The 24,994-nt window shown below is 41.2% G+C and carries 24 protein-coding genes, 1 tRNA gene and 1 pseudogene; 9 read left to right on the top strand and 17 right to left on the bottom strand.

Translation table 11 applies throughout. The annotated features are described in order from the left end of the window. Positions 1-15: 15 nt before the first annotated feature. Positions 16-279: a hypothetical protein gene (locus DC082_RS01280; RefSeq protein WP_109235412.1), complete on the bottom strand. Its 264-nt coding sequence runs from the start codon at positions 277-279 to the stop codon at positions 16-18. A 68-nt stretch (positions 280-347) separates the two neighbouring features. Next, positions 348-1,238 carry a LysR family transcriptional regulator gene (locus DC082_RS01275; protein ID WP_109235411.1) on the bottom strand — a complete coding sequence of 297 codons (891 nt, stop codon included), beginning with the start codon at positions 1,236-1,238 and terminating at the stop codon, positions 348-350. Between the two features lie 326 nt (positions 1,239-1,564). On the opposite strand from DC082_RS01275, the gene DC082_RS01265 reads away from it, so the two are divergent. Both DC082_RS01265 and DC082_RS01260 read left to right on the top strand, forming a co-directional pair. Then, positions 1,565-2,593, top strand: coding sequence for a DMT family transporter (locus DC082_RS01265; RefSeq protein WP_109235409.1), 1,029 nt, complete (start codon positions 1,565-1,567; stop codon positions 2,591-2,593). A 241-nt stretch (positions 2,594-2,834) separates the two neighbouring features. Continuing rightward, positions 2,835-3,485, top strand: a complete 651-nt coding sequence (locus DC082_RS01260; protein ID WP_109235408.1) for a class I SAM-dependent DNA methyltransferase — start codon at positions 2,835-2,837, stop codon at positions 3,483-3,485. Between the two features lie 76 nt (positions 3,486-3,561). Here DC082_RS01260 and DC082_RS01255 read toward each other — a convergent pair whose 3' ends face one another. From DC082_RS01255 to DC082_RS01210, 11 genes and pseudogenes are all read right to left on the bottom strand, one after another. After that, positions 3,562-3,909, bottom strand: a complete 348-nt coding sequence (locus tag DC082_RS01255; protein ID WP_109235407.1) for an arsenate reductase — start codon at positions 3,907-3,909, stop codon at positions 3,562-3,564. Between the two features lie 110 nt (positions 3,910-4,019). Further along, positions 4,020-4,096, bottom strand: a tRNA-Met gene (locus DC082_RS01250). A gap of 89 nt (positions 4,097-4,185) precedes the next feature. Further along, complete coding sequence (hisIE, locus tag DC082_RS11075) at positions 4,186-4,788, bottom strand: bifunctional phosphoribosyl-AMP cyclohydrolase/phosphoribosyl-ATP diphosphatase HisIE (protein WP_268245775.1); 603 nt, start codon at positions 4,786-4,788, stop codon at positions 4,186-4,188. A 63-nt stretch (positions 4,789-4,851) separates the two neighbouring features. After that, a pseudogene (gene hisF, locus DC082_RS11070) lies at positions 4,852-5,616 on the bottom strand (imidazole glycerol phosphate synthase subunit HisF); the annotation flags it as partial. Then, complete coding sequence (hisA, locus tag DC082_RS01240; protein ID WP_109235405.1) at positions 5,601-6,332, bottom strand: 1-(5-phosphoribosyl)-5-[(5-phosphoribosylamino)methylideneamino]imidazole-4-carboxamide isomerase; 732 nt, start codon at positions 6,330-6,332, stop codon at positions 5,601-5,603. The gene hisA and the pseudogene hisF, both read right to left, overlap by 16 nt. A gap of 198 nt (positions 6,333-6,530) precedes the next feature. Next, the gene (gene hisB, locus DC082_RS01235; RefSeq protein WP_189363308.1) at positions 6,531-7,625 is read right to left on the bottom strand and encodes a bifunctional histidinol-phosphatase/imidazoleglycerol-phosphate dehydratase HisB; all 1,095 of its coding nucleotides are present in this window, start codon (positions 7,623-7,625) and stop codon (positions 6,531-6,533) included. Between the two features lie 115 nt (positions 7,626-7,740). After that, positions 7,741-8,913 (bottom strand): histidinol-phosphate transaminase, encoded by a 1,173-nt coding sequence (gene hisC / locus DC082_RS01230; protein WP_157957380.1) that lies wholly within the window; start codon positions 8,911-8,913, stop codon positions 7,741-7,743. A gap of 63 nt (positions 8,914-8,976) precedes the next feature. After that, complete coding sequence (gene hisD / locus DC082_RS01225; RefSeq protein ID WP_109235402.1) at positions 8,977-10,269, bottom strand: histidinol dehydrogenase; 1,293 nt, start codon at positions 10,267-10,269, stop codon at positions 8,977-8,979. 76 nt (positions 10,270-10,345) lie between these two features. Next, positions 10,346-11,242: an ATP phosphoribosyltransferase gene (gene hisG / locus DC082_RS01220; protein ID WP_109235401.1), complete on the bottom strand. Its 897-nt coding sequence runs from the start codon at positions 11,240-11,242 to the stop codon at positions 10,346-10,348. 198 nt (positions 11,243-11,440) lie between these two features. Beyond that, positions 11,441-12,283 (bottom strand): MetQ/NlpA family ABC transporter substrate-binding protein, encoded by an 843-nt coding sequence (locus tag DC082_RS01215; protein WP_109235400.1) that lies wholly within the window; start codon positions 12,281-12,283, stop codon positions 11,441-11,443. 368 nt (positions 12,284-12,651) lie between these two features. Further along, the gene (locus tag DC082_RS01210; protein WP_109235399.1) at positions 12,652-13,356 is read right to left on the bottom strand and encodes a TIGR04211 family SH3 domain-containing protein; all 705 of its coding nucleotides are present in this window, start codon (positions 13,354-13,356) and stop codon (positions 12,652-12,654) included. 264 nt (positions 13,357-13,620) lie between these two features. Between DC082_RS01210 and DC082_RS01205 the strand changes: the two genes are divergently transcribed. After that, complete coding sequence (locus DC082_RS01205) at positions 13,621-14,343, top strand: SDR family NAD(P)-dependent oxidoreductase (RefSeq protein WP_157957379.1); 723 nt, start codon at positions 13,621-13,623, stop codon at positions 14,341-14,343. 158 nt (positions 14,344-14,501) lie between these two features. Here DC082_RS01205 and htpG read toward each other — a convergent pair whose 3' ends face one another. From htpG to DC082_RS01185, 4 genes are all read right to left on the bottom strand, one after another. After that, complete coding sequence (htpG, locus tag DC082_RS01200; RefSeq protein WP_109235397.1) at positions 14,502-16,397, bottom strand: molecular chaperone HtpG; 1,896 nt, start codon at positions 16,395-16,397, stop codon at positions 14,502-14,504. Positions 16,398-17,046: 649 nt separating this feature from the next. Further along, complete coding sequence (locus DC082_RS01195; protein ID WP_094567979.1) at positions 17,047-17,325, bottom strand: hypothetical protein; 279 nt, start codon at positions 17,323-17,325, stop codon at positions 17,047-17,049. 275 nt (positions 17,326-17,600) lie between these two features. Continuing rightward, positions 17,601-18,524 (bottom strand): pirin family protein, encoded by a 924-nt coding sequence (locus DC082_RS01190; RefSeq protein ID WP_109235396.1) that lies wholly within the window; start codon positions 18,522-18,524, stop codon positions 17,601-17,603. A gap of 16 nt (positions 18,525-18,540) precedes the next feature. Beyond that, positions 18,541-19,557, bottom strand: a complete 1,017-nt coding sequence (locus DC082_RS01185) for a lipoate--protein ligase (protein WP_109235395.1) — start codon at positions 19,555-19,557, stop codon at positions 18,541-18,543. Between the two features lie 423 nt (positions 19,558-19,980). On the opposite strand from DC082_RS01185, the gene DC082_RS01180 reads away from it, so the two are divergent. The 6 genes from DC082_RS01180 to DC082_RS01155 all read left to right on the top strand — a co-directional run bounded on the left by DC082_RS01180 (position 19,981) and on the right by DC082_RS01155 (position 24,982). Beyond that, positions 19,981-20,529: a carboxymuconolactone decarboxylase family protein gene (locus DC082_RS01180; protein WP_109235394.1), complete on the top strand. Its 549-nt coding sequence runs from the start codon at positions 19,981-19,983 to the stop codon at positions 20,527-20,529. 125 nt (positions 20,530-20,654) lie between these two features. Next, complete coding sequence (locus DC082_RS01175) at positions 20,655-21,734, top strand: acyl-CoA dehydrogenase family protein (RefSeq protein ID WP_109235393.1); 1,080 nt, start codon at positions 20,655-20,657, stop codon at positions 21,732-21,734. A gap of 82 nt (positions 21,735-21,816) precedes the next feature. Then, on the top strand, positions 21,817-21,981 hold the full coding sequence (locus DC082_RS01170; protein ID WP_109235392.1) for a rubredoxin: 165 nt from the start codon (positions 21,817-21,819) through the stop codon (positions 21,979-21,981). Between the two features lie 94 nt (positions 21,982-22,075). Then, positions 22,076-22,876 (top strand): ABC transporter ATP-binding protein, encoded by an 801-nt coding sequence (locus DC082_RS01165; protein ID WP_109235391.1) that lies wholly within the window; start codon positions 22,076-22,078, stop codon positions 22,874-22,876. A gap of 32 nt (positions 22,877-22,908) precedes the next feature. Next, positions 22,909-24,084, top strand: a complete 1,176-nt coding sequence (locus DC082_RS01160) for an ABC transporter substrate-binding protein (protein ID WP_109235390.1) — start codon at positions 22,909-22,911, stop codon at positions 24,082-24,084. 142 nt (positions 24,085-24,226) lie between these two features. Then, a complete protein-coding gene (locus DC082_RS01155; protein WP_109235389.1) occupies positions 24,227-24,982 on the top strand; it encodes an ABC transporter permease in 756 nt (251 codons plus the stop codon). Positions 24,983-24,994: the final 12 nt, after the last annotated feature.

Raw genomic sequence — 24,994 nt, 5'->3', positions numbered from 1 at the left:
CTTCTGCCGGCAAGCTTATTGCAGCTTTCCTTTAAAATCGGGCAATTTGGGAAGATCAAACCGTTCTGCTTGCTCTTCAGCCATCTTTTTTGCATCTTTAATACTCCAGATCTGATAATAATCTAAAACCCAAAGGACAATCCCAAGAAAGATTAAGATCATCACAAGACGCATCACTAATTTAATAAAGACCGATGCGATCTTGCTAACAAATCCTAAGACAAAACGTAATGCACTAAAAGCCACCAGTATCACAACGACAATCACTATCGCTTCCATCACTTCTCCTCTACTTAAAATCATTTAACTCAATCATTCAACTCAAATAACTGAAGATGAGTTAGAACTTACTTAAACCGGAAAAAAGGAGAGATGGCATCATCTTTTGCTAGCTCGATTGTCTCTACAAAAGCTTGCAATACCGGACTGATCTCCTCTGTGACGCGATAGATAAAGGTAGTTGTAATCTCACTATATTGTGCCGGCAGCTCATGACAGAAAATAAGCCCTTGTCGCTCATAATGTTGCACCGCAGAATAAGGGACATAAGCAATGCCTAAGCCGGAGATCACACTACCCAAGGTCGTCTCTAATGTACCAAGCTCCATATTCTTTGTGGGTTCAAAATGAATGGTCTTTAACCATTCTTGTAATTTCGCACGATAACCACATCCATCACTAAAACTTAATAGCGGCATCTCGAGCAGTGTCTCAATATCCTCTGCTTGGTGATCCGCAATCAAGACTAACTTCTCTTCAAATACGTCAATCTCACGCAATTCCGGATGACTTGTAAAGCGACTCTTAGTAACAAATGCCCCATCTAATTTATAGTTGAGTACTTTATCTCGCAGCTCCGTTGTCACACCTGTAGCTAAACGAAGATCAACGGTTGGATAATTCTTATTAAACTTAGAGAGGATCAATGGCAATTTAATCACTGTTTCAACAGAGGCAATCTCTAACTTACCCACCGGCTTTCCACCTGAGCGTGCCAGTTGCATCATCTTGTCAGAGAGCTCAATAATCTTATAAGCAATATCGATCAGCACCTTCCCTTCCGGCGTTAATTGCATTCCCTGCTTACTGCGAAAGAAGAGTGTCACATTGAGATCTTCTTCTAACTTCTGAATTCGAGAACTCACATTCGATTGAACATAGTTGAGCTCTTTTGCCGCATGACTAATAGAGCCTAACTCTGCCACTTTTGTAAATATTCGTAGATCACGACCATTCATCGCTCCCCCCTCCTTTTTAATTGATTTATCTCTAATTTAATGATGGAGATATTATATCTATCACTAAAAATGATCGCAACTAATATAATTAATCGTTTTACAAGATATGAAAAGCGGTTTAAATTGAGTCACATTGCTATAGAACGGAGAGTACCGCACGCAAATAGATCAGCGATACTTTTAGAGAGTGAGAAAAATAGAGCAATCGAAATAATAATAAAAATTGATGAAATCGAATATCGAATATCGAAATAACAGTAAACGATCAAAATGGAATCCAAAATAGGATTCTAAAGAAAAATTGACAAGGAATGGGGTGAATTATTATGGCAAGTCGGCATAGTCTAATTTATGGAGCATTACTACTGATCATCGCAAGCGCATCTTGGGGTGCGATGTTCCCTGTTGCTGCCGAAATTTTTAAGGTGATCAATCCTTACTACTTTACATTGCTACGTTATCTTCCTGTTGCACTCATTTTAGCCATCATCCTCTACTATAAAGAGGGTGCTGCCGCTTTCAAAACAGAGGGCCATACCTTGATGATCTGGTTCTTTGGCTCAATGGGCTTTACCGTCTATAACCTCTTAATGTTTATTGGTCAAGATCAATTGGGTGATCCCGGCGTTCTAATCGCATCAATTATGGAAGCTGCCGTTCCCATTATCTCTGCCATTGTGATCTGGGCTTACTATCGCTCAAGACCGAGCAACTTCACACTTGGAACGATCATTATCGCTTTCTTCGGCGTCACGCTAGTTGTCACTAATGGTGATTTCTCAACACTCTTTAGTGGTGATCGTCTCCTCCCCCTCTTTTTGCTCTTCTTAGCGGCATTAGGCTGGGCGCTCTATACAATCGGTGGCTCCCGCCTTCCAAAATGGTCGGTGTTGCGTTACTCCACACTCTCAATCATCTATGGAATGGCAACTACCTTTATCGTGGTGATGATCGGCACAATCTTTGGCACAATCACACCGCCCACATTGCCGGAGATCTACTCTGTTAAGTATGAACTTCTCTTTATGATCTTCCTCCCCGGGCTCTTTGCGCTCATTGGCTGGAATAAAGGGGTGCAGATCTTAACACCGATCAATGCGGTACTCTTTATTAACTTTGCGCCTGTAACAACAATCATTATTCGGATGTTCCAAGGACACACAATCGAAGTAGTGGAGTTACTCGGCGTAGTGATTGTCTGTGGTATGATTATAGCGAACAATCTCCATAATCGATTTCAACAGAAGAGACGATTTCCTAAAAAAAAGATGAGTGAAGCTGTTGCGCATGAAGCAGTAGAAGAGAATAGTTCTGCAGAATGTGATGTTGCTGAAGAGGGCTTAACTGCACGATAAACCATAGTTCTAGCTATAATAGTTATAGCTATTAGTTATAGCTATTGTTTATACTCTAACGCGCCAACCTAGTGGCATTAGCATCATCAAGGCTCTAATCATAAATGGGCAATCATGCAAAAGAGATGGAGATTATCGATATCTACGATATCTACATTTACATCAATACAGTAACTACAAAGTTAATTAAAAGAATCCTTTAGAAGAAGCCTTTAAAAGAAATTATTTAAAAGAGTCATATATGATCCATCCTTCTGCTGATTATCTACCTATCATCTATAAGCGCTATGCGAAAGCATGGCGCAAATTGCGTTCAGAATCTCCTTTTGTTGAAAAAGCGTGGCTCGATCGTTTTATCTCTATGATCCCTCAATCTGAAGAAGACAATAATCGCACCAATAATCGTACAAAAAGTGAGATTCTCGACCTTGGATGTGGTGATGGTTATCCTATTGCTCACTACCTTATAGAAGAAGGCTATTCTGTTACAGGAGTAGATATTACCAAAGCTTTTATCAAAGCAGCTAAAAAACAATTTAAAGGGATGCCGGCAGAGTGGATCCTTGCAGATATGCGTGATATCACTTTTGATAAGCAATTCTCCGGCATTATTGCTTGGGATAGCTACTTTCATCTTCCCCCTAATGATCAAACCGCACTATTTGAGAAATTTGAGCATTATTGCACTCCAGGAGCACCACTTCTTATAACAACAGGGGCAGATGCCGGCGAAGCCATTGGGAAATTTAATGGGCATGATCTCTATCATGCAAGCCTCTCTCCTGATCACTACCGGCAACTCTTTATTGATCACGGCTTTGGCCTGATTCAATATAAGATTGAGGACCAAAGCTGTGGCGGACGAACAATCTGGTTAGCTAAGAGACGCTAACCCGATTATTTTAACTCATCCATTTTTATCCATTTAGGATTTAACTTCTGACTATCTCTTTTTGACTGTCTCTTTTTTATTTTAAAAAAGTTTCACTATAGAGCGTATCGGAAAAACCAACAAATGCCTGATCAGCCGTTACCACGACAGGACGTTTAATCAATGTAGGATGTGCTTGTAAAATCGCTACAGCCTCTGATCGCTCCATCACTGACTTCTTCTCACTCTCTGAAAGTGCGCGCCAAGAAGTACTCCGTTTATTGACTAGTTGATCGAGCCCAATCTTATCGATCAACTTTAATAAGGTCTCTTGCGGCAATGGGGGATTACGATAATCCTGAAATTGATAATCGATTTTATGATTATCTAACCATCTAAAAGCTTTCTTCATCGTATCGCAATTTTTAATACCATAAACAATCATTAAGGTCTCCTTATATCATCAATACCCTAAAAACCTAAGAATCTAAAATAGAATTAGAAATAATAGAATAACAAAAAGCCTACTAACAATTGTTAGTAGGCTTCTCAATTTGGTTGCGGGGGCCGGATTTGAACCAACGACCTTCGGGTTATGAGCCCGACGAGCTACCAGACTGCTCCACCCCGCGCTAATTGATTTAGTAATTATAGAGCCTTTTCCAAAAAAGGCAAGCATTATGTTAAATATATGTTAACTATTTTCCATTATTCTCTATGCTTACCGATTACGCTCTTCCAATTTTGCTAAAACATCGCCCCAGGAGAGCTCCTGATCTTGCAATAGGACCGTTGCATGATAGAGCAGATCAGCCATCTCAGAGATCACCTCATCAGCATCGTGAACGGTTGCCGCTAATGCCACCTCAACGCCCTCTTCCCCCACTTTTTGAGCAATACGCTTAGTCCCTTTTGCATAGAGTGATGCCGTATAGGATTCCGCCGGATCTCCCCCTTTTCTAGAGGCTAATAGCGCTTCTAAACGGGAGAAAAAGACCCAAGGGACATTTTTTGAGCTAGATTCAAAACAGCTAATCTCCCCTAAGTGACATGTAGGGCCTTTCGGTTTAGCTAAGATTAACAAGGTATCTTGATCGCAATCGAGGGCATAATCAACAATCTGTAGATAATTTCCAGATGACTCCCCTTTGGTCCAGAGTCGCTCTTTAGTTCTAGAAAAGAAGGTCACGCGCCCTTGCGTTATACTCATCTCAAGCGCTTCGGCATCCATATATCCTAGCATCAAAACTTCAGCAGAATTATAATCTTGAACAATCACAGGAAGAAGATGCTCTACCTTCTCCCAATTGACCGCTCGTATCAATTTTTGAGATGCCTCTATAGAGAGTTTCCGTCTCTCCCTCTCTTTTAATGATTGGATGGGTAGAACCTCAATACCGGCAGCAACGAGATACTCCTTAAGTGCAGTGATATTTACTAACTGTTTATGAAAAGCGGAAGCCCCTAATGTTCCATCTACCCCTGCAACAAGATATGCATCGCGGAAATGCTCCATCTTACCGGCACCCCCTGAAGCAATTAGCTTTGCCCGTTGACAGACTGCTTTAACCGCTTTCAACTGCTCAAGATCATAACCATCACGAACACCATCTTGATTCATCATATTAAGGACAATCTCGCCAGCACCGCGACTCTCTACCTCTGCCACCCAATCTAATGTTCGCCACGCGGTCTTCTCTGTTGTTGCTTCATCCCCAGTTAAGGTATAGACAAAATAATCATCTAACGCTTTATCGTAGTAAGAGTCGATCCCCACTACAATTTTATCACTTCCAAACGCTGCTACTAATTCATTGATAAGATGAGGATTCGCTAATGCAGGAGAATTGATGGAGATCTTATCAGCACCATGCTCAAAGAGGGCTTCTGCATCCTCTAAAGAGCGAATCCCGCCGGCAACACAGAGCGGAATATCGATCAACGCCTTAATCTCTTTAACCCAAGACTTATCAACCACTGCCCCTTTACTCGATGCGGTAATATCATAAATAACCAATTCATCCGCACCCTCATCAGAGTATCGTTTCGCTAGAAGCGCTGCATCTCCCATCTCTTCATGATTTCGAAATTGGGTTCCTTTAACAACAACCCCCTCTTTAACATCTAAACATGCCACTATTTTTGCCAACATCTGATCGCCTCCTCAGCGGTAAATTTTCCTTCCAATAGTGCGCGTCCTACAATCACGCCAGCAACTTGGCTCTCTTTTAATGCCTCAATATCGGCAAGCGATCCAATACCCCCTGAAGATTGAAAGGCGATTTCGGGATAAGCCGTAGAGAGCTCTTGATAGAGAGGAACATTCGATCCTGATAACATACCATCACGCGAAATATCGGTGCAGAGAACATGCTTTAAACCATATGGCTTATAACGCGCAATAAGCTCTTCTAAGCTACTCTCGCTTGTTTCCAGCCAACCGCTTAATGCAACTTTTTTAATACCCCCTTCAATACGAATATCAAGCGCTAGAACGATATGATCTCCTCCAAACTTCTTAAACCAGCGAATGACTTCATCAGGATTGGTCACCGCAGTAGAACCTACTACAACGCGTGAGACACCGATATCGAGTAAATTTTGAATATCAACCTCTGTTCGAATACCACCACCGACTTGAATAGGCGCTTCAACCTCTTCAACAATCTTTGCAATTAGGGAGAGCTGTCTAGCCGCTGGATCTTTAGCACCATCTAAATCTACAAGATGGAGATATTGCGCTCCGGCATCTACATAATGTTGAAACTGCTCAATCGGTGAGTATGAGAAGGTGGTTTGGCGCTGATAGTCCCCCTGTTGGAGACGCACAACTTCGCCATTGATAAGATCTAAAGCGGGAATAATCATGGGCTACTCCTTGTAGCTATTGTTACTGTTGTAGTGACTGTTGTAGTTACTGTTACTATTATTGATATAGTGATAAGTGATAAGTGATAAGTGATATCGTTGATATAGTGATTGGTAGGGGTATATTCGTATAGATATATGGGTAGATCATATACGTGTAGATCTATCCTCGACCACTACACTAGAGATAGCGTCTGATTAGAGCAACCCTTTCGAGCTTGGAAGTAGATCCCCTTCAACCTTAATCGCCTGACGCAGAGTACGACCAAAGACCTTAAAGAGTGATTCGATCTTATGGTGAGTATTGACCCCTTCCGCTTTTAAGTGGAGAGTACAACCTAATGCATAAGCTAAAGAGCGGAAAAAGTGAGGCACCATCTCAGTACTAAAGGTACCGATCATATCGCGATTAAAAGTGGCTTCAAAGTCGATATGGGGGCGGCCTGACAAATCAAGCGTACAGAAAGCGCGACACTCATCCATTGGTAAGACAAATCCGAATCGAGCAATCCCCCGTTTATCACCTAAAGCGGCACGAAGTGCTTCACCTAATGCAATGCCGGTATCCTCTACAGTATGGTGATCATCAATCTCAAGATCCCCATCAACCGCGACATTCATTCTAAATCCTCCATGCGTTGCGATCTGATCGAGCATATGGTTAAAGAATGGAATTCCGGTCTCAATGGTACTGCTGCCTGTCTCATCTAAGAAGAGTTCGATCTCAATATCGGTCTCTTTTGTTTTGCGAGAGACCTTGGCACTACGAGGCTGATGCCCTTCTCTCACAATCCCTTTATCGATCAGGCGCTCAACAATTAAGGACCAGTCCATCTTCTCGCGATCATATAGAATTCCTTCAATTCCCATATTTTCTGCCAAACCAAGATCCGTCTCCCGATCGCCAATCACATAGCTATTTGCAGGATTGAAGAGCTTCTCTTCTAAGTAACGGGTCACCATACCTGTTTTCGGTTTCCGGCATTCACACTGATCTTCCGGAAAGTGTGGGCATAACAACACCTCATCAAATATAATTCCTTGTGAGGCAAAGGTCTCCATCATGCGCTCATGAACTAGGTCAAATTTATCCTGAGGGTTGCTCTCCGTCCCTAAACCATCTTGATTAGAGACAATCACAAAGCGATAGCCGGCATTTTGTAACTCTAAAAGCGCAGGAATTACCTTTGGTTCAAATAGTAGCTTCTCTAATGAATCTACCTGAAAATCGCTCTTGGGCTCATCAATTAAGGTGCCATCACGATCAATAAATAGAATATTTTGCATCCCAATCCTCTTCTTCCTAAAATATTTAATACTTAAAAATCACACTGATAAGTCGTACTTAAAATCATCATTAACTTGGTCATTCGAACTCATTGAGCTAGCTCGATGAGTTAGTTCAAAACTAGACCTCTAAACCTTTTGCGTAGCGCTTTATAGCAGCGATTAAGGCTTCATTCTCTTCGGGTAAACCGACAGAGATTCGTAACATATTTGCCAATGCCGGCGCGCTTTGGTAACGAACAAAAATCCCCTCATCAGAGAGATACTCAAAGAGGGCTTGAGAGTCCTCAACCTTTACCAATAGAAAGTTCGCATCTGATGGGTAGACCCGCTCAATGATTGAGATGCCGGCAAGCGCTTCTTCTAACTTCTGTCGGCTCTGTAAAATTTTAGTGCGGCTCTTTTTCATATGAGCGATCCCCTCTGGGGAGAGTGTCATCTCTGCGGCTGCAATTGCTGAAACAGGCAATGGATAAGGCGCAATCACTCGGCGAAGAATATCGATCAAGTAACGATCTGCCACAACAAATCCCATACGAATACCGGCAAGCGCAAATGCTTTCGAGAGCGTTCGCACTAAAGCTAAATGCGGATACTCCTCTACACGAGTGGCAAAAGAGGCTTGATCACTAAATTCAATATAAGCCTCATCTAATACAACAATAGTCTTATTGCGCGTTGCTTCTAAAATGGTCTCAATATCTTTGGTAGGAATCACATTACCGGTAGGATTATTGGGGCTACAGAGAAAGAGCATCTTAATGTTATCAGTGCCATCAAGATTTGAAAGAAGCGCCTCAAGATCGATCGAAAAATCTTCTCGCAATGGTACTGTCACTGTCTCTACATCATAAAGATCACAAGTGACCTGATACATCCCAAAGGTAGGTGGTAGATAGAGGAGTTTATCCTCTTTCGGCTCACAAAATGCTTTAATCAGAAGTTCAATGGCAGAGTCCCCTCCTAATGTTGCTAGGATCTCTTCTCGATCGATGCCGAGATATTCCGCATAGCGTGCAATCACCTGCTCCGGTTGTGAGTCGGGGTAACGATTCATCATGAGCTCCAGCGAGATCGGCATAGCATAGGGGTTTTCATTAGCATCAAGATAGATCTCACGACCACTATAATCTCTTACCGGCGCAATATAGGGCTGACACTTCTGGACAGATCGACGACTCAAACGCTGAACGATATCTGCAGTCTCTGCCTTATCATTCAAATTTTCCGGCATCGCCTTATCAAAATCACCCTCTTGTTGCCCTATCCCTACTTCAACCATCTTCTCATTCATAGATCCGCCTCCTCTTATCGGTTTTATCATCTTCTGATCAAATTAATTCATCTCTACCATCATCTACTCTCTTGCCAATGCTTGCAAGCGGACATCTACCGCTAATTTATGGGCATCCAGTTGCTCCTTTTCTGCAAGGAGTGCAACCGTCGGTCCTAAGCGAGAGAAGCCCTCTTTTGTTAAGCGTTGAACCGTCATTCGTTTACTAAAGTCTGCCAAACCTAAACTTGAGTAAGTTCTGGCATATCCATAAGTCGGTAACACATGATTGGTACCCGAAGCATAATCCCCCATCGATTCAGGAGAGTAAGCGCCTAAGAAGAGAGATCCCGCATGCATAATTTGCTCAACCCATTGCTCCGGCATTTCGGTCTGAATAATCAGATGTTCTGGCGCATAACGGTTACTCACCGCCACTGCTTCTGTTAAGTTTTCAACTAAGATAGAACGGCTATGCTCCAATGCTGCCCTCGCTGTCTCCGCTCGCCCTAATAGCTGAAGTTGAGCCGTGATCTCACCCTCTACCTCATCAATTAAGTTTGCTGAAGGCGTTACTAAAATGACCTGAGAGTCCGCGCCATGCTCTGCTTGAGAAAGAAGATCTGCTGCAACAAAAGTAGGATTAGCATATTGATCTGCAATGACCAATACTTCGGAAGGTCCTGCCGGCATATCGATCGCTGCGCCACCCGGCATTTGACTGATCTGTCGTTTCGCTTCTGTGACAAAACTATTCCCAGGACCAAAGATCTTATCCACTTTGATCACACTCTCACTTCCTAAACCGAGTGCAAAGATCGCCTGCGCACCGCCCATCTGATAGATCTTATCGATACCACAAAGTTGAGCCGCATAGAGAATCTCATCAGCAATCGGTGGCGGTGAAGCGAGAACAATCTCACGACATCCCGCAATTTGTGCTGGAATCGCCAACATCAATACGGTTGAAAAGAGCGGCGCTGTACCCCCAGGGATATAGAGTCCAACCGATTCTATCGCTCGCGTTAGAACCTCGCAAAAAACACCCTCTTCTGTCTCTACCGTCACTTTAGGGCTTTTTTGCGCTTCATGGAATTTTTTAATATTACGATAAGCGCGTCCAATTGCCTCTTTAAATTCAGAAGATAGGCGTGATTCTGCGGCGGCAAATGCCTCTTGCTCTACCTCCAATTGTGTGACCGAAACTTTATCAAACTCTTCTGTTAACGCAATGATTGCCTGATCACCTTCAGTTTTTACTCTTTCGCCAATCTTGGCAACAATCTCTTTAATCTCTTTCGCAGATCGCTCTGCAGGTCTCTCTAATGCTTTTTTTCGCTCTGCTTCTGTTAGAGAATTCCAGATAATTTTCTCCATTGATTTGCTCTCTTTTTCACTCAATCTGCCATTGATAATGCTCTACCACGCTAGAGCATCGACCCAATAATTTCGATTACTCCATCATCTTCTCAATAGGAAGCACTAAGATAGAGCTTGCCCCTTTTGCTTTCAGTGCTTCCATCGTCTCCCAAAAGAGAACTTCACTACTGACCACATGAACAGCAACGCGGGATTGATCTGTTGCTAATGGAAGAATTGTTGGATTTTCAGCTCCTGGAAGAAGCTCTGTAATCTCTTTTAGACGATCTTTAGGCGCATGGAGCATAATATACTTTGATTCATTTGCTTGAATAACACTCTGTATTCTCGGCATAATTTTAGCGATCAAGGCCTCTTTTTCTGGGCTCATCTCAACATTTGTCTCGATTAAACAAGCTTTAGAGCGGAATATGACCTCAACCTCTTTTAAGCCATTTGCCTCTAATGTCGCGCCTGAAGAGACTAGATCACATATTGCATCTGCTAATCCTGCTCTTGGTGCAACCTCCACAGATCCTGTTAAAAGAGAGCTCTTATAATCGATTCCCTTCTCTTGTAAATAGCGGTCTAAAAGATTAGGGAAAGAGGTCGCTACACGAAGCCCCTGAAAATCTTCAATCCCTTTATAATCACAACTCTTAGGAAGTGCTAAAGAGAGCCGGCATCCTCCAAAGGGGAGAACTTGCTTCACACGATAGAGCGAATCGATCGACTCTTGGCGCCCTAAAGCCACCTCTTCTAAAACATTTTGGCCTACAATTCCAAGATCAACAACACCATCAAAGACCAGTCCAGGAATATCATCATCACGCACTCGTAGAATATCGATCGGCATATTCTCCACATGGGCGATCAGCTTATCTTTGGTCATATTAATCTTAAGCCCACTCTTCTCAAGTAACTCTTGAGATTCCTCACTTAAACGTCCTGACTTCTGGATAGCGATTTTTAAGCGACTACTTTTCATCATTGTCGATGCCTCTTTTCTACGATTTTAATCCTGTTATAAAAATAAGAAGAGAGGCGTCTATTTTCTTAGTAACGCCCCTCCTCTGTATTAGCGTAGTAGTACAATAATACAATTTAATAGGGATTACAATTCTTTTTTCACTATATCTAAAAAAAAGCGGTCATATTGACCGCTCTCTTCTCTCTATTGTTGGGCTCTTTATTGTTGAGTCTTATCCTCACTCCACGCCGCGGGATATTTATATCCGGCAAAACGTTCTGCGGCATAAGCCTTAAATGCATCGGAGTTATAAGCTTCTTTAACATCTTTAAGCCAAGGCGCATCTACATCTTTGCTTTTTACAGCAGCCCAGTTGATAAAAGCAAATCCCGGGTCAGTAAAGAGTGCATCACTAAAAGGGATCTTTGAGCTTGCGGCATAATTTCCGGGGATAATGACATAATCGAGATCATCACGAACTCGAGGTAATTGCGGCGCTTCAATCATCACTAACTCAATATTGTGGGGATTCTCTGCAATATCTGCCGCAACGGCTTTAAGCGAATCGGTTCCCGGCTTAAGCGTAATCAAACCCGCATCTACTAAGAGTGCAAGTGAACGAGAGAAGTTGCTAGGATCGTTAGGCACCGCAAATTTAGAGCCTTCTCCTAACTGATCTAAACTCTTCTTCTTCCCGCTATAGATTCCTAATGGACCTGTTGGGATCTGAAAAACTTCAGTAATATCGAGCTTATGCAATGTCTTAAAAGAGTTTAGATAAGGTAGATGTTGGAAGGTATTGATCTCGATCGAACCATCTGCTAGTGCATGGTTAGGAAGGACATAATCGGTAAAGACCACCAGATCTACTTGATATCCCTTCGCTTCCAATTGAGGCTTAACAGAATCGGTGACCATATCAGCAAAATCACCCACCGTTGTGCCGATGCGAATTTTTTTACGATCACCACTATCGGCCTGATCATCGGAATTACAACCTGCTAAAACTAATGAGCCCCCAATTAGCGATATAAATGCTAATTTCTTTAAAACTGCTTTCATCGATTCTTTTCCTTCTCTCTGTAATGAATTTATAAATCTATCGTTTCTGTTAAACGTGTTGAATATATTGAATGTGTTGAATGTGTTAGGCTGAATCTATTTTAAATTTCTTCAAAAATAAAAAAGCCCGTAACCTAAAAGGTACGGGCTATTTGGCTAATTCTGGTATAGAGGCTTAGAGTCTACTTAGATCTAACTCATCTTCTATATCACGCTTTAGCTGTTTATTGCCCGCAAGCTGTGTCAAATCGGCATTCTTTATTAAAACGGGTATTAGCAATAGTGTCAATACCCTCGATTAAAAAAGTCTTAAAAGTCTTAAAAAGAGCTACATCTCTCAAAAGTAACTCAAGAAAGAATTAAACTCTCTAAAAATCCCAAGTTCTCTTACGGCGTGTTTTCGCAAAGAGTCGCGGTAAGATAGAGGTTCCTAAAATAATCCCTCCGAGAAGAATCAATGCTCCTGCTGTCCATTCACTACTTCGATTGACCGACTGAAGACGCGCATTTTCCTGCTTTAATGTTGTAATCTCCACTTTTTGAACATGATCACGGCGATTTAGCGCATCATTCTCTTGTGCTAATTCGATCTCTCTTGCATTGAGTGTACGTAACTCCACAATCTCCGATTGTAGTGCCTGATTTTCTGCTGTTAAGACCTCCAACTCATTTAAGAGTGCTTCTTTATCTTGATTAGCACGATTAAGGGCTTGAGCCTGCGCCTCTTTTAATCGCTCAATCTCCTCTTCTAATGCCCTGTTCTCTTGTAATAGTGGCTCATAGCGATTCTTAGCCTCTTCAATATAGTTACGCGCACTCGGCTCATTCATCAAAAAAGTATTATAGATCCAACCGGTCTTATTACCATCGTAACGAATCTGATAGTAGCCATTCCGCTCTGCTAATTTAACAACGGGTTCACCGGCATTAATCATCTTTGTAATTCGGTAATTATCGCCGGCACCGGCTCTAATAGGGGCTTGTAGTTTATCGCTAATATAGAGCTGTTCTGCCATTGCAAAAGATGCAAGCCAGAAGAGTGCTGTCGTTAGTAAGCGCTTCGATCTTTTCATAACTCATCCCACCTATTGTTGATTGTGACCCCAAGAGATCTTCTATAATTTTCGATTGATATTTCGATTGATATCTTTAGTTGATATCTTTAATTGATATTTTCAGTTGACATAAAAAATCTTATTATACATGAAAGCCGCTATGCAAAAATGGAGTGCTTTAAATAACTTCAGCCGATATAAGGTATAAAAATAGTCTGAAGTTCCCTACAATGATAGGAACAGAAAACTACTAACCCTCAACAAATGAGAAGGAGTCTATTGATGAAAATCTATATTGTTACCGGTGGATCACGAGGTATTGGCCATGCATTAGCCACACTTCTAGAGGCAGAAGGCTATAAAGTGCTACGTGTCTCTCGCAACAATCCTGAGCAGCTCCCTAATCATCTTGCTCTCGATCTTACCCAGCCCGAGGCAGCAGATCGTGTTATTGAGTGGTTAAAGCCCTATCTCTCCCTTGCTACAGAGATCACTCTTATTAATAATGCCGGCGTAGTGCAACCTATAGAACAAGTTGGAAAATTGGAAAGCAAGGAGATCACAAAAGCGATCGATATCAATATTAAAGCGCCCATTGAGTTGAGCAATCAATTTGTAGCGGCAACACAAGACCTTCCTATTATGAAGCGTATCGTTAATATTTCATCTGGTGCAGGACGACATGTCTACTCTGGTTGGTCAATCTATTGTGCTACAAAGGCAGCCATCGATCACTTTAGCCGAGCACTCCATTTAGAGCAGAAACAACAAGCGCACCCCATCTACGTTACAGCTCTTGCTCCCGGCGTTATCGATACCGACATGCAGGTGGAGATTCGAGCAAGTTCTCCTGAAGCCTTTCCCCATATTGACCGCTTCTTACAACTTAAAGCGCAGAATCAATTACTCTCCCCCCATCAGGCGGCAGAAGCAATTATTCGTTACTTTAACTCGCCACTCATGACCGGTGATGAACCGATTGCTGATATTCGGGATTTGAGATAAAAACAGATTGATCGTCAACCACAAAAAAGTCCTTTATAGCAGCAATAGATCACCGCTATAAAGGACTTTATCTATAACTATTCGCTAAAAACTATTGGCTAAAACCTAGTTAAGATTAACCAATCTTAATCAGTTTCAGGCTCAACTACTGCCGGCGCTTATGCATTCATAAGACGATTGAGTCGTGCGACAAATTCAGAAGGATTATCGAGCTGCGCACCCTCTAATAGTTGCGCCTCTTCATAGACTAACATTGCGATATCTTCCTCCATCTTCGCATCATTCGTCTCACTCAATTTCACTAAGAGAGGATGCTTTGGATTGATCTCTAACCATGGTTTAATTGAAGGAACCTCATGGCCTGCCTCTTTCAGCATCTTCTCAAAATGCCCACTCAGTGCATGCTCATTACGAACTAAAACGGAAGCAGAATCGGTTAAACGCTTCGAGATCTTAACGCTCTCAACACGATCACCTAAGACTTTTTTCACACGATCGATCAGTTTTACTTCATCTTCACTTGCCGCAGGCTTCTCTTCTGCTTCCTTCTCCTTATCAAGTTCAATATCACCTTTAGCCACATTCACCATCGGTGTGCCATCAAACTCATGGAGGAATCCTGTCATCCAATCATCAATAACATCCGTCATCAGGAGAACTTCAATTCCTTTCGACTTAAAGATCTCTAAGTGAGGGCTATTTTTCGCGGTATTGAGAGAGTCTGCAGTAATGTAGTAGATCTTCTCTTGCCCCTCCTGCATACGTTCTTTATAGGCGTTGAGCGAAACAGTCTCTTCATCTGTTGTCGTCGAGGCAAAGCGTAGAAGATTGGCAATTTTTTCACGATTAGAGAAATCTTCCCCTAATCCCTCTTTCAAGACACGACCAAATTGACCCCAGAATTTTTGATACTTCTCTTCATCTTGACTCAAGGTCTCTAACATCGAGAGGCTTCGACGAGTCAAGCCTTGGCGAATAGTATCAATCGTTCTTGAGTTTTGCAGGATTTCACGTGAGATATTGAGCGGAAGATCTTGGGTATCGACCACACCTTGAATAAAGCGGAGATAACGTGGAATCAACTTATCAGAGCCTTCCATAATAAAGACGCGCTGAACATAGAGATCAATACCATACTTTACCTCTTGATCCCATAAACCACGTGGCGCAACCGCAGGGACATAGAGAAGTGATGTGTAGGTAGTATTTCCCTCAACACGATTATGGCTCCAAGTAAGCGGATCGGTATAATCATGCGTTAACTCTTTATAGAAAGCGATATACTCCTCATCACTAATTTCAGAACGCTCTCTCTGCCAGAGTGATTCTGCGGAGTTGATCTGTTCGATCACAACTTCATGCTTAATCTCACTCTCTTCTTCTCCCTCTTTAGGTGGGATCGGTTTTTCAACCCCCATCATAATGGGGTAAGCGATATGATCTGAATATTTCTTCACAATATCACGGATTGACCACTCATTGAGGAGATCAAGATCATCTTCGCGCATATGCAGAATAACGGTTGTTCCCGCTTTATCGCGTGTTGTCTTTGTTAGGGTAAATTCTCCCTCCCCTTTTGACTGCCAATGAGTTGCTTCATTCTCATCTGTGCCGGCTTTACGCGTGATCAATTCAATCTCATGCGCTACGATAAATGCAGAATAGAAACCAACCCCAAATTGTCCAATCAATTGTGAAGCGTTTTTCTGATCAGCCTCTAAACGTTCTAAGAACGCTTTTGTCCCCGATTTAGCGATGGTACCGATATTTTCAATCACCTCTTCCCGGGTCATGCCAATACCATTATCGGTGATTGTTAAGGTTTTCGCCTCTTTATCGAAGGCCAGATCGATCTGTGGCGTTCCTTGCCCATCAATCAATTTGGTATCAGTAAGCCCTTCAAAACGACGCTTATCTAAAGCATCTGAAGCATTTGAGATCAATTCACGAAGGAAGATTTCACGATTAGAGTAGAGAGAGTGGATCATTAAATTTAAAAGCTGATTCACTTCAGTCTGAAACTGCATTGTTTCTGCATGTGTCTCTTTTGTCATAACTATTTTGACTCCATTAAACAATGATTTATTAACCAATGATTTATTGAATTAAGTAGGTATTAGTTAGGTACGTATTAAGTATCTCTTGTTAAGTATCTCTTGCATACCCACTTCTTACATACTATTTATTGAATAGTTAATAGATGGAGTCCGAATAGAATAATTCAAGATTAAAGCACCTTATGTCTGAAAAACAGTCACTCCTCAATGATACCAGCAGGAGAAATCAATAAGCGTGTCAATAGGAGAATTTAAAATAAAAAAAGCTCTTTCAAAAGTACTGAAAGAGCTATTAAAGGTGTGAATATGATAAATTATCAACTTATCATGAGGGTGATCTTAACAAGAGATCCTGATAAATACTAGCTCACTAAATAAGGTCAGAGTGTTGGAAAAAACAATTAGGTACAACCTTAAAAGATAACTCTTTCATTTTTATAGAGTATACCATGATGGATGATCTCACTTATCATCCATAAAAAAGAGCTATTGAGAAAATAATCCCAATAACTCTTCTATCTATACTTCTATCTCTTCTTATAAATCCATATCCCCAAGACACACTCCCTTTAGAGGGAATTTAAGTATCTACAGAAATATTTGAAATATTTATAGAAGATAATTACATAAATAATTACATAAATAATTACATTTTTTGAATCTTATCATTTGCCACTTTTGATAACTCTTTCGCTTTCTCTTTTAAAGCTTCAATCTTCTCATCTAATGTCTTTTTAGCATCATCAGCATTATCTGAGAGAGAGTCACGCTTTGCTTTCAAAGCAACAATCTGATCATCAATAGCACGTTTTGCTTCATGGGTTTTAACAACCGTCTCATCTGTTAATTTAGCAGCAACATTACCCAACTTTTCAGCTGCTTTTGTGATGCTCTCTTTAACGATATCACCTTTTGTTTTACTCATTTTTTATCTCCTATTTTATAGAATCACTGACAAAATTATTGATAATTTCAACTTTTACTTTAAATCTCAATCTAGCGAACCAAAATGACTCAACAATAGTATTTGAGTTCCAGCTCCAAGCTACTCTCACAACTCATTCTAACGAATTATTGCAATTACTTATCACTTACTTATAGTCACTAACTGACTGACTATTAATTACAAAAATAAAATATTTCTATAATTTATTATACCTTATTTACAAAATGAAATAGCGTTAATAATGGCGTAGGGTTCTATAGTTCGCCAAATTTCCCACTCATAAAATCGAGAGATGCTTGCTTAATCTCTTCTCTCGTATTCATCACAAAAGGGCCATGTCCGACAACGGGTTCATCAATTATCTCGCCACTCAAAATTAGGATACTCGATTCGTTGATCGCCTCTAATGTTGTCTTATTGCCCTCTCTTTCTAATATTGCAAGATCAGTCTCTTTGAAAACTTGCCCATTGCAGCGAACTTCCCCCTTCAGTACAACGATACCAACATAACGATTTTCAGGTAAGAAGATCTCTGCCTTTACCCCTTTTTGCAATATAAGATCCCATAGGTCAACCGGCGTGGCCGTATTAGCTGGACCTTGATAATATTGTGGCTCTTGCTCCCTATTCTCAATAGAATCATCGAATAGATTAGGTGGGTATTGGCCGGCAATAATCCGCATCAACCCCCCTTCCACAACTGAAAATTGAGGGATATCTGTAGCGATAATCTGCTGATATCGGGGAGAATCCATCTTTTTTTCCGCAGGCAGATTGACCCAAAGCTGCACCATATCGAGTACGCCTCCTTTCTGAGAGAAGGACTCTGAAAGCATCTCTTCATGGAGGATACCTCGTGCTGCCGTCATCCACTGAACATCACCGGCACCTATCGTTCCGCCCTCTCCAGTAGAATCACGATGAGCAACCTCTCCTTCATAGACGAGTGTCACTGTCTCAAAGCCCCGATGGGGATGGGAGCCGACACCACGGATCTTATCGCTAGCTTCAAATTTTGTTGGCCCCGCACGATCTAAGAGTAAAAAGGGATTAAGATAACGCCCATGATTGTTATAGGTAAAGAGAGAGCGAACATGAAATGCATCTCCCACCCAATGAGCTGCTGGCGCATGATAAATCCCTAATAATGCCTTATTACGCTTATTAACCTCTTTCATATTCTCTCCTCTCTCTTTATCTAATTGCGGCAATCAACCAGTTACTAAACTGCTGCCATTCCTCTCTAAAATGGGGATATTGCTCTCCAAGATTGGTCAATTGGGCAGCAATCTCATCTCCATGATAGCGCACTCCCACCAATGCTGTTGCTAAGCGCTCAAATGGCTCGACAAAGAGACTATCTGTGAAAATTTTCGCCTGTTCGATTCGCCCGCCTCTAGGAATATCGAGATGAATCTCGACACCACCCCACGGAAAACGCTCATCAAGAAGATGGGAGAAATGAAGTGCTTGACCAAAGTTCCAATCCCAACTCTTCTGCTTCTCATAGATCGCTTCAAACCCGGGGATCTGGGGGGGATTCTCCTCTGAGATATATTCAATCGTCTCGATCTCCCCAAATTTTTTCCTAAATTGTGCCTCGATCGCACGGCAGATCACTTCATGATTCAATTCGGGCTTAAATTCTACTAAATTGGCAACGCGTGAACGCACAGAGCTGATCCCTTTCGCCTGTAGCTTTTTAGGATCAGGATTGAGATAACGGCTCAATCGACCAAAATCGACATCGATCAGGAGTGTCCCGTGATGAAACCCACGATCTTTCGTCTCCCGGTAAGCCGATCCAGAAATCTTTCTTATCTCGCCATCTTGCTCAACAATAATATCATTACGCCCAGAGCTCTGAGCTTCAATTCCAAGCGTATGGAGCGCCTCTAAAATCAGAGCCGTTGAACTCTCCTTATCATAGCCAGGCTTGCCGGCCATAAAGGTGAAATTGGTATTTCCTAAATCATGATAGACAGCACCTCCGCCACTGCTTCTTCGCGCTAATGTGATACCATCTTCCTCCATTTTTTGGGTGTTACACTCTTTCCAAGGATTTTGTCCACGACCAATCACAACGGTCTGATCATTACGCCATAAAAAGAGAACCTGTTGCGAAGCATCCATCGTCTGAAAGATCGCATCTTCAACCGCTAAATTAAAGAGTGGATTGACGCTTTCAGATATCAAAAGACGTGGTTTCATGTTCTATATTCCTTCTGTTTGTGCTCTGACTTAATCTCTCATTTAATGGGGTTTAAGAATGAGATTACAACCCTCTAAAAATATTTAAAAGAGATTCGGTACCAATCACCAATCAATACCCCCCCCATACAAATCCATATCGATCACGCTACTAATAGAGAGTGAGAAATAGATAGTGAGTAATAGAAGATCGACCATAAATTTACAGGATAACTGAAACAAAAAGTCAAAAAATTGAAAGAATTAAATGAATTCTCAATACAGATCGATATCTCAATATACCTATAAATAGAGCGTTTTCGCAGAAAAATAACCTTGACGGACTCACAAATAAACTATACGATCGATTTAACATATAAAAAATACATGTTTAGTATTAATTATTCTAACAACCTAACAACTAATCACTCAAAGGAGAATTCAATGTCCCGTTTAACCCTTCATACACTAGAAACAACCCCAAAAGATGCAGTATTTCGTGTTCAAAATGTACTCAAAAATAGTGGATTTATTCCTAACCTTATCGCCGTACTAGCAAACGCTCCTACAGCATTAGAGATGTATCAAGAGGTGGGGAAAATCAATGCAAGAACAAGTCTCTCATCCGCTGAAATTGAAGTTGTACAGATTACTGCAGCAAAAGTTAATGAATGTGCTTTTTGTGTTGCAGGTCATACCAAAATTGCAGTCGCAAAAAAACTCTTTAGCGATGAGATTCTTGCCGCAATACGATCCCTTACCCCCTTTCAAGAAGAAGATCAAAAATTAGATACACTTGCGCGTTTCACTATTGCCGTCATGATCAATAAAGGAGCTGTGAGTGATGAAGCGTTACAAGACTTCTTTGCTATAGGTTATAACGAACAACAGGCCGTTGAGGTTATCTTAGGAATTGCCCTAGCTACACTCTGCAACTACACCAATAATCTTGCTCAAAATAGTATCAATCAAGAGCTACTCCCTTTTGCCTAAAGATCTGCTGAGATATCGAAGATCTCAGAGATCCCTGGTTTTAAAAGATTGATAGCAATAGGTCAATATTCCCTTAAATACCCCATAAATATACTCCTTGAAAAGTAGATAGCAGAGGTTAAATCATGAGTACCCCTTTTCTAGAAACAATTAAGCTTCATGCCCAGCAAAACTTGCGTCCTCTTGTAACCAAAATCGATCAAGAGGGCTTATATCCCAAAGATTATTTAATGGAGCTTGGCAAATTAGGTGGATTTTCAGCATTATCAGATCAAAAAGATGAAAATTCAGGATTGGCTAATCAGATCGCAGTTATTCAAGCTGTCGGGAGAGAGTGTGGTGCAACAGCTTTCTCTGTATGGTGCCAAAGTGCATGTGCTTGGTATCTTTACAATACCTCTCGCCCAGCTGTACGAGAAAAATATCTACAGAAGGTCTTAGAAGGAAAAGTATTAGCAGGAACAGGTATGTCTAATACTATTAAGCATCTTTCAAAAATTGAAAAACATCTACTACAAGCAGAAAAAGTTGCCGGTGGCTACCGTGTTAATGGCATTCTCCCCTGGGTATCCAATATTGGTGAGGATCATCTTTGGGCAGCGACAGCACAAGTTAGCGAAGATCAATTTGTAATGTTTATTGTTTCTGGCAATCAGAAAGGGGTGATTTTAAATCCCTGTCCACAATTTAGCGCATTAGAAGGAACAAATACTTTTGCCGTACGCTTTAACGATCTATTTGTTCCCGAATCTGATCTACTCGCTGATATAGAGGAATTTGATGATTATATAGCGACAATAAAGCCCGGATTTATCCTGCTACAGATCGGTATTGGTGCCGGCATTATTGAAGGATGTATTCAAATTATGCAAGAGAGCAATACTTTAACTGCCCATGTTAATCAATATCTCGATTTAACTCTTCCTGTTGCTACTGAAAAGCTCTCCTCACTCAAGCAAGAAACCTCTCAATTAGCCCAACAGGTGAAAGAAGGAAGAGCAACTCTCTTACCAATATTAAAGACCCGTTTAGATGCGGCAGAAACCACTTTAGCTGTGGCTCAATCTGCTGCACTACATGCCGGTGCTAAAGGTTATCTCATGCGCCATAGCGCCCAACGACGCAGTCGAGAAGCGATTTTTGTTGCTATCGTTACTCCAGCGATTAAGCATCTACGCCAAGATATTGCAAGATTATCCGCGTAATAAAAACTTCAAGCCTTTATCAAGCCTTTATTAAAAGGCTTATTAAATATTTGTAATATTTCTATAACAACGAGGAGGAGCAGTGGCACGTTATATCTGTGATATTTGTGGATGGATTTATGATGAAGCTTTAGGGGATGAAGAACATGGTTTCCCACCCGGCACCCGCTTTGAAGATATCCCTGATGATTGGGAATGCCCTGATTGTGGTATTCGCAAAGATTCTTTTACACGATTGCCCGACTAATCTCCCTTCTATCATCTCTCTTTCAGAGAGTAGGAAGAGATCTGAATGGTAGAGATCTAAGCAGTAGAGATATGTCATTAAAGGAGCTTCAATTATGATTCTACAAGCCCAGAATATCAATCTCGGGTATCAACAGGCCTCGGGAACATATAAACGCATTCTAGAGAGATTTAACTTCTCCTTATCAGCAGGAGAGATTGTCACAATTTTAGGCCCTAGCGGTATAGGAAAATCTTCTCTATTACGGGTTTTAGCTGGGCTGCAAGCTCCCGAAAGTGGTGAGATAAAACTTTTTAAACAGGTGATTACAGAACCCCACCCAAGATTAGCTTTTGTTTTTCAAAACCCTGCCCTTCTCCCCTGGCTGAATGTAAAAGACAATATTGGATTTGGTTTACATTTTAAAAAACAGATTAAAATCAGCAAAAAAGAGGCGAAAGATCGCATTATATCTCTAATTTCGGAGATCAATCTAAGCAGTGTTGCTCACCAATATCCTCATCAATTATCAGGGGGGATGGCTCAAAGAGTCTCTCTTGCTAGAGCCTTAGTAAGAAAACCTGAAATTATCCTTCTCGATGAACCTTTTAGTGCTCTAGATAAAGTTACGCGAGCCGAGATGCAAAAACTCCTGATAAGAGTCATTCAAAAGTATCGATCGGCTGCGGTTTTAGTGACCCATGATATCGATGAGGCACTCCTTATCTCTCACCGAATCATTTTAATCGGAAACATGCCCGGAAAAATCTTAGGGGAATGGCAAATACCGCGACTTGCAAGATCTGAAGAGCAAGCGCTCCATTATTTACAACCACAAAAAGAGGAAATTATCGCTACGCTTCATGAAGCTCAACTTTGGGAGAAGAGTGTAGAGACAATTGACTATTTTATATAGTGATATCTATATCGTGATACCAAGGAATTTTTATGTCTGCGAATCGTAGAGATTTTCTTAAACTAGCGAGTCTCTTTGCTCTGTCGGGAAGTTTACCCCTACTACAAGCTTGTCAAAAGAACTTTGCTAAACAGCCCAATGCCCCACTTCGTATTGGTTATCTTCCCATTACTGATGCTACCCCTCTGCTTGTCGCAATAGATCAGCAACTATTTACTAAACGGGGTATTGAAGTTGAAAAGCCGGTTCTCTTTCGTAGTTGGGCTCAACTGGTAGAGGCATTTATTAGTGGTCAAGTAAATGTGATTCATCTTCTCTCTCCTATGGCGATTTGGCTCCGTTATGGAAGTAGTTCTCCGGCTAAAATTGTTATGTGGAATCATATGGCGGGTTCTGCTTTAACGGTCGCCCATAAAGTGAATGCTATTACAGATCTCGGTGGTCAGACAGTTGCAATTCCTTTTTGGTACTCCATTCATAATGTAGTTCTACAACATCTATTGCGTGAAAATGGTTTAAGCGTCACAGAAAAAATGCCTAAAAATCGAAGTGAGGTTCGTCTTGTTGTGATGGCACCTTCCGATATGGTTGCCGCACTTGCGGCAGAGAGAATCTCTGGCTTTATTGTTGCAGAACCATTTAATGCTTTAGCTGAAACGAAAGGAATTGGCAAAATACTCCGCTTCAGTGCAGATATCTGGAAAGATCATGCTTGTTGTGTCACCTTGATGCATGATCATGATTTAGAAAATCGCCCCGAATGGAGTGAAAAGGTGGTTGATGCTCTCGTTGAAGCACAAATTTGGAGTAATAACCATCGAGATGAGACGGCTCTACTTCTCTCTAATCAAGGTCGACATCAATTAACACCGCATCATCCCGAGATCCTCCGACATGTTTTAGCACCCTCTTCTCAGGATTGGCAACACTATATCGATCTTGGCATTATTAAGCACCCTCAATGGTATCAGGAACGTACTGCCTTCCAGCCCTATCCTTTTCCTAGTTATTTAGAAACTTTGCTCTCTATGTTGCAAAAAACTCATATTGCCGGCGTTAACCAATTTCTATATCAATTAAAACCTCAACAGGTTATAGAGGATCTGATGGCACCAAAATTTGTAAAAAGTGCTTTAGAAAATCAAGATGCTTTTACTAAGTTTAATTTACCAAGATCTTTAATGAGAGAAGAGGTAATTGCTGTGTAATCAATTGCTATGTAATCAGCCTGTTAAATCGACAAATTAAGGTATCAGAGATATCGACCTTAAAGATTCATGCAAGTTGCTACATCCAAGCTCTATCAAAACTCTCTTTTAGCTCAACTTATCTCATTGTGAGACGATTGCCATGAAATATTTTTCGACAAAAACCGCTCCTTTTTTTTATACATTGATAGGATTGACCCTACTGCTTCTTTTTTGGTCATTGGGGATCTCTCTACTTGCGCAAAATATCCCCTTAGCCAAACTATTAGCCCCCACTCCTACCTTCACCCATCTCTATGAGCTTTTAACACAAAATCTTCTTACCGAACATATTATCGCTAGTTTAATACGGGTGATGGTTAGCCTCTTCTTTGCTCTTTTAATAGGAATACCTATCGGAATTATTTTAGGACACTCTCGATTATTGGAATCACTTAGTAGTGCGCCCTTTCAATTACTGCGTATGATTTCTCCCCTATCCTGGATGCCGATCGTTGTGATGCTTCTTGGTATTGGTAATGCCCCTATCTATTTTCTTTTAACCTTTTCTGCTATTTGGCCCATTATTTTCAGCACAATATCTGGGGTCAAAAGCATTGATCCCTCTTGGTTACAATTGGGTAATTCTCTCGCAGCTACAAAGTATGAGATGTTAAAAAACATCGTCTTTCCTGCTATTTTTCAATCTATCGGAAATGGCTTACGCTTGGCAATAGGAGTTGTTTGGATTGTTCTTGTTCCCTGTGAAATGTTAGGTGTCAATGAAGGTCTTGGCTACTTTATTTTAGATACCCGTGATCGCTTAGCCTACTCAGAGCTGATGGCCGCTATTGTACTAATCGGCATTATCGGTTGGTCATTAGATGCATTTGCAAGAGCATTTATCAGCAGAAAATAGGAGCCATCTCTC

It is taken from the genome of Ignatzschineria indica (genome assembly GCF_003121925.1).
Taxonomy (GTDB): Bacteria; Pseudomonadota; Gammaproteobacteria; order Cardiobacteriales; family Wohlfahrtiimonadaceae; genus Ignatzschineria; species Ignatzschineria indica.
This window is presented reverse-complemented; position numbering and strand designations above follow the sequence as displayed.

Bases quoted from the DNA above. Each gene is read 5' to 3' on its own strand.
- DC082_RS01280 (WP_109235412.1), bottom strand. From the start codon at position 279: ATGGAAGCGATAGTGATTGTCGTTGTGATACTGGTGGCTTTTAGTGCA.
- DC082_RS01275 (WP_109235411.1), bottom strand. From the start codon at position 1,238: ATGAATGGTCGTGATCTACGAATATTTACAAAAGTGGCAGAGTTAGGC.
- DC082_RS01265 (WP_109235409.1), top strand. From the start codon at position 1,565: ATGGCAAGTCGGCATAGTCTAATTTATGGAGCATTACTACTGATCATC.
- DC082_RS01260 (WP_109235408.1), top strand. From the start codon at position 2,835: ATGATCCATCCTTCTGCTGATTATCTACCTATCATCTATAAGCGCTAT.
- DC082_RS01255 (WP_109235407.1), bottom strand. From the start codon at position 3,909: ATGATTGTTTATGGTATTAAAAATTGCGATACGATGAAGAAAGCTTTT.
- hisA (WP_109235405.1), bottom strand. From the start codon at position 6,332: ATGATTATTCCCGCTTTAGATCTTATCAATGGCGAAGTTGTGCGTCTC.
- hisC (WP_157957380.1), bottom strand. From the start codon at position 8,913: ATGAATGAGAAGATGGTTGAAGTAGGGATAGGGCAACAAGAGGGTGAT.
- hisD (WP_109235402.1), bottom strand. From the start codon at position 10,269: ATGGAGAAAATTATCTGGAATTCTCTAACAGAAGCAGAGCGAAAAAAA.
- hisG (WP_109235401.1), bottom strand. From the start codon at position 11,242: ATGATGAAAAGTAGTCGCTTAAAAATCGCTATCCAGAAGTCAGGACGT.
- DC082_RS01215 (WP_109235400.1), bottom strand. From the start codon at position 12,283: ATGAAAGCAGTTTTAAAGAAATTAGCATTTATATCGCTAATTGGGGGC.
- DC082_RS01210 (WP_109235399.1), bottom strand. From the start codon at position 13,356: ATGAAAAGATCGAAGCGCTTACTAACGACAGCACTCTTCTGGCTTGCA.
- DC082_RS01205 (WP_157957379.1), top strand. From the start codon at position 13,621: ATGAAAATCTATATTGTTACCGGTGGATCACGAGGTATTGGCCATGCA.
- htpG (WP_109235397.1), bottom strand. From the start codon at position 16,397: ATGACAAAAGAGACACATGCAGAAACAATGCAGTTTCAGACTGAAGTG.
- DC082_RS01195 (WP_094567979.1), bottom strand. From the start codon at position 17,325: ATGAGTAAAACAAAAGGTGATATCGTTAAAGAGAGCATCACAAAAGCA.
- DC082_RS01190 (WP_109235396.1), bottom strand. From the start codon at position 18,524: ATGAAAGAGGTTAATAAGCGTAATAAGGCATTATTAGGGATTTATCAT.
- DC082_RS01185 (WP_109235395.1), bottom strand. From the start codon at position 19,557: ATGAAACCACGTCTTTTGATATCTGAAAGCGTCAATCCACTCTTTAAT.
- DC082_RS01180 (WP_109235394.1), top strand. From the start codon at position 19,981: ATGTCCCGTTTAACCCTTCATACACTAGAAACAACCCCAAAAGATGCA.
- DC082_RS01175 (WP_109235393.1), top strand. From the start codon at position 20,655: ATGAGTACCCCTTTTCTAGAAACAATTAAGCTTCATGCCCAGCAAAAC.
- DC082_RS01165 (WP_109235391.1), top strand. From the start codon at position 22,076: ATGATTCTACAAGCCCAGAATATCAATCTCGGGTATCAACAGGCCTCG.
- DC082_RS01160 (WP_109235390.1), top strand. From the start codon at position 22,909: ATGTCTGCGAATCGTAGAGATTTTCTTAAACTAGCGAGTCTCTTTGCT.
- DC082_RS01155 (WP_109235389.1), top strand. From the start codon at position 24,227: ATGAAATATTTTTCGACAAAAACCGCTCCTTTTTTTTATACATTGATA.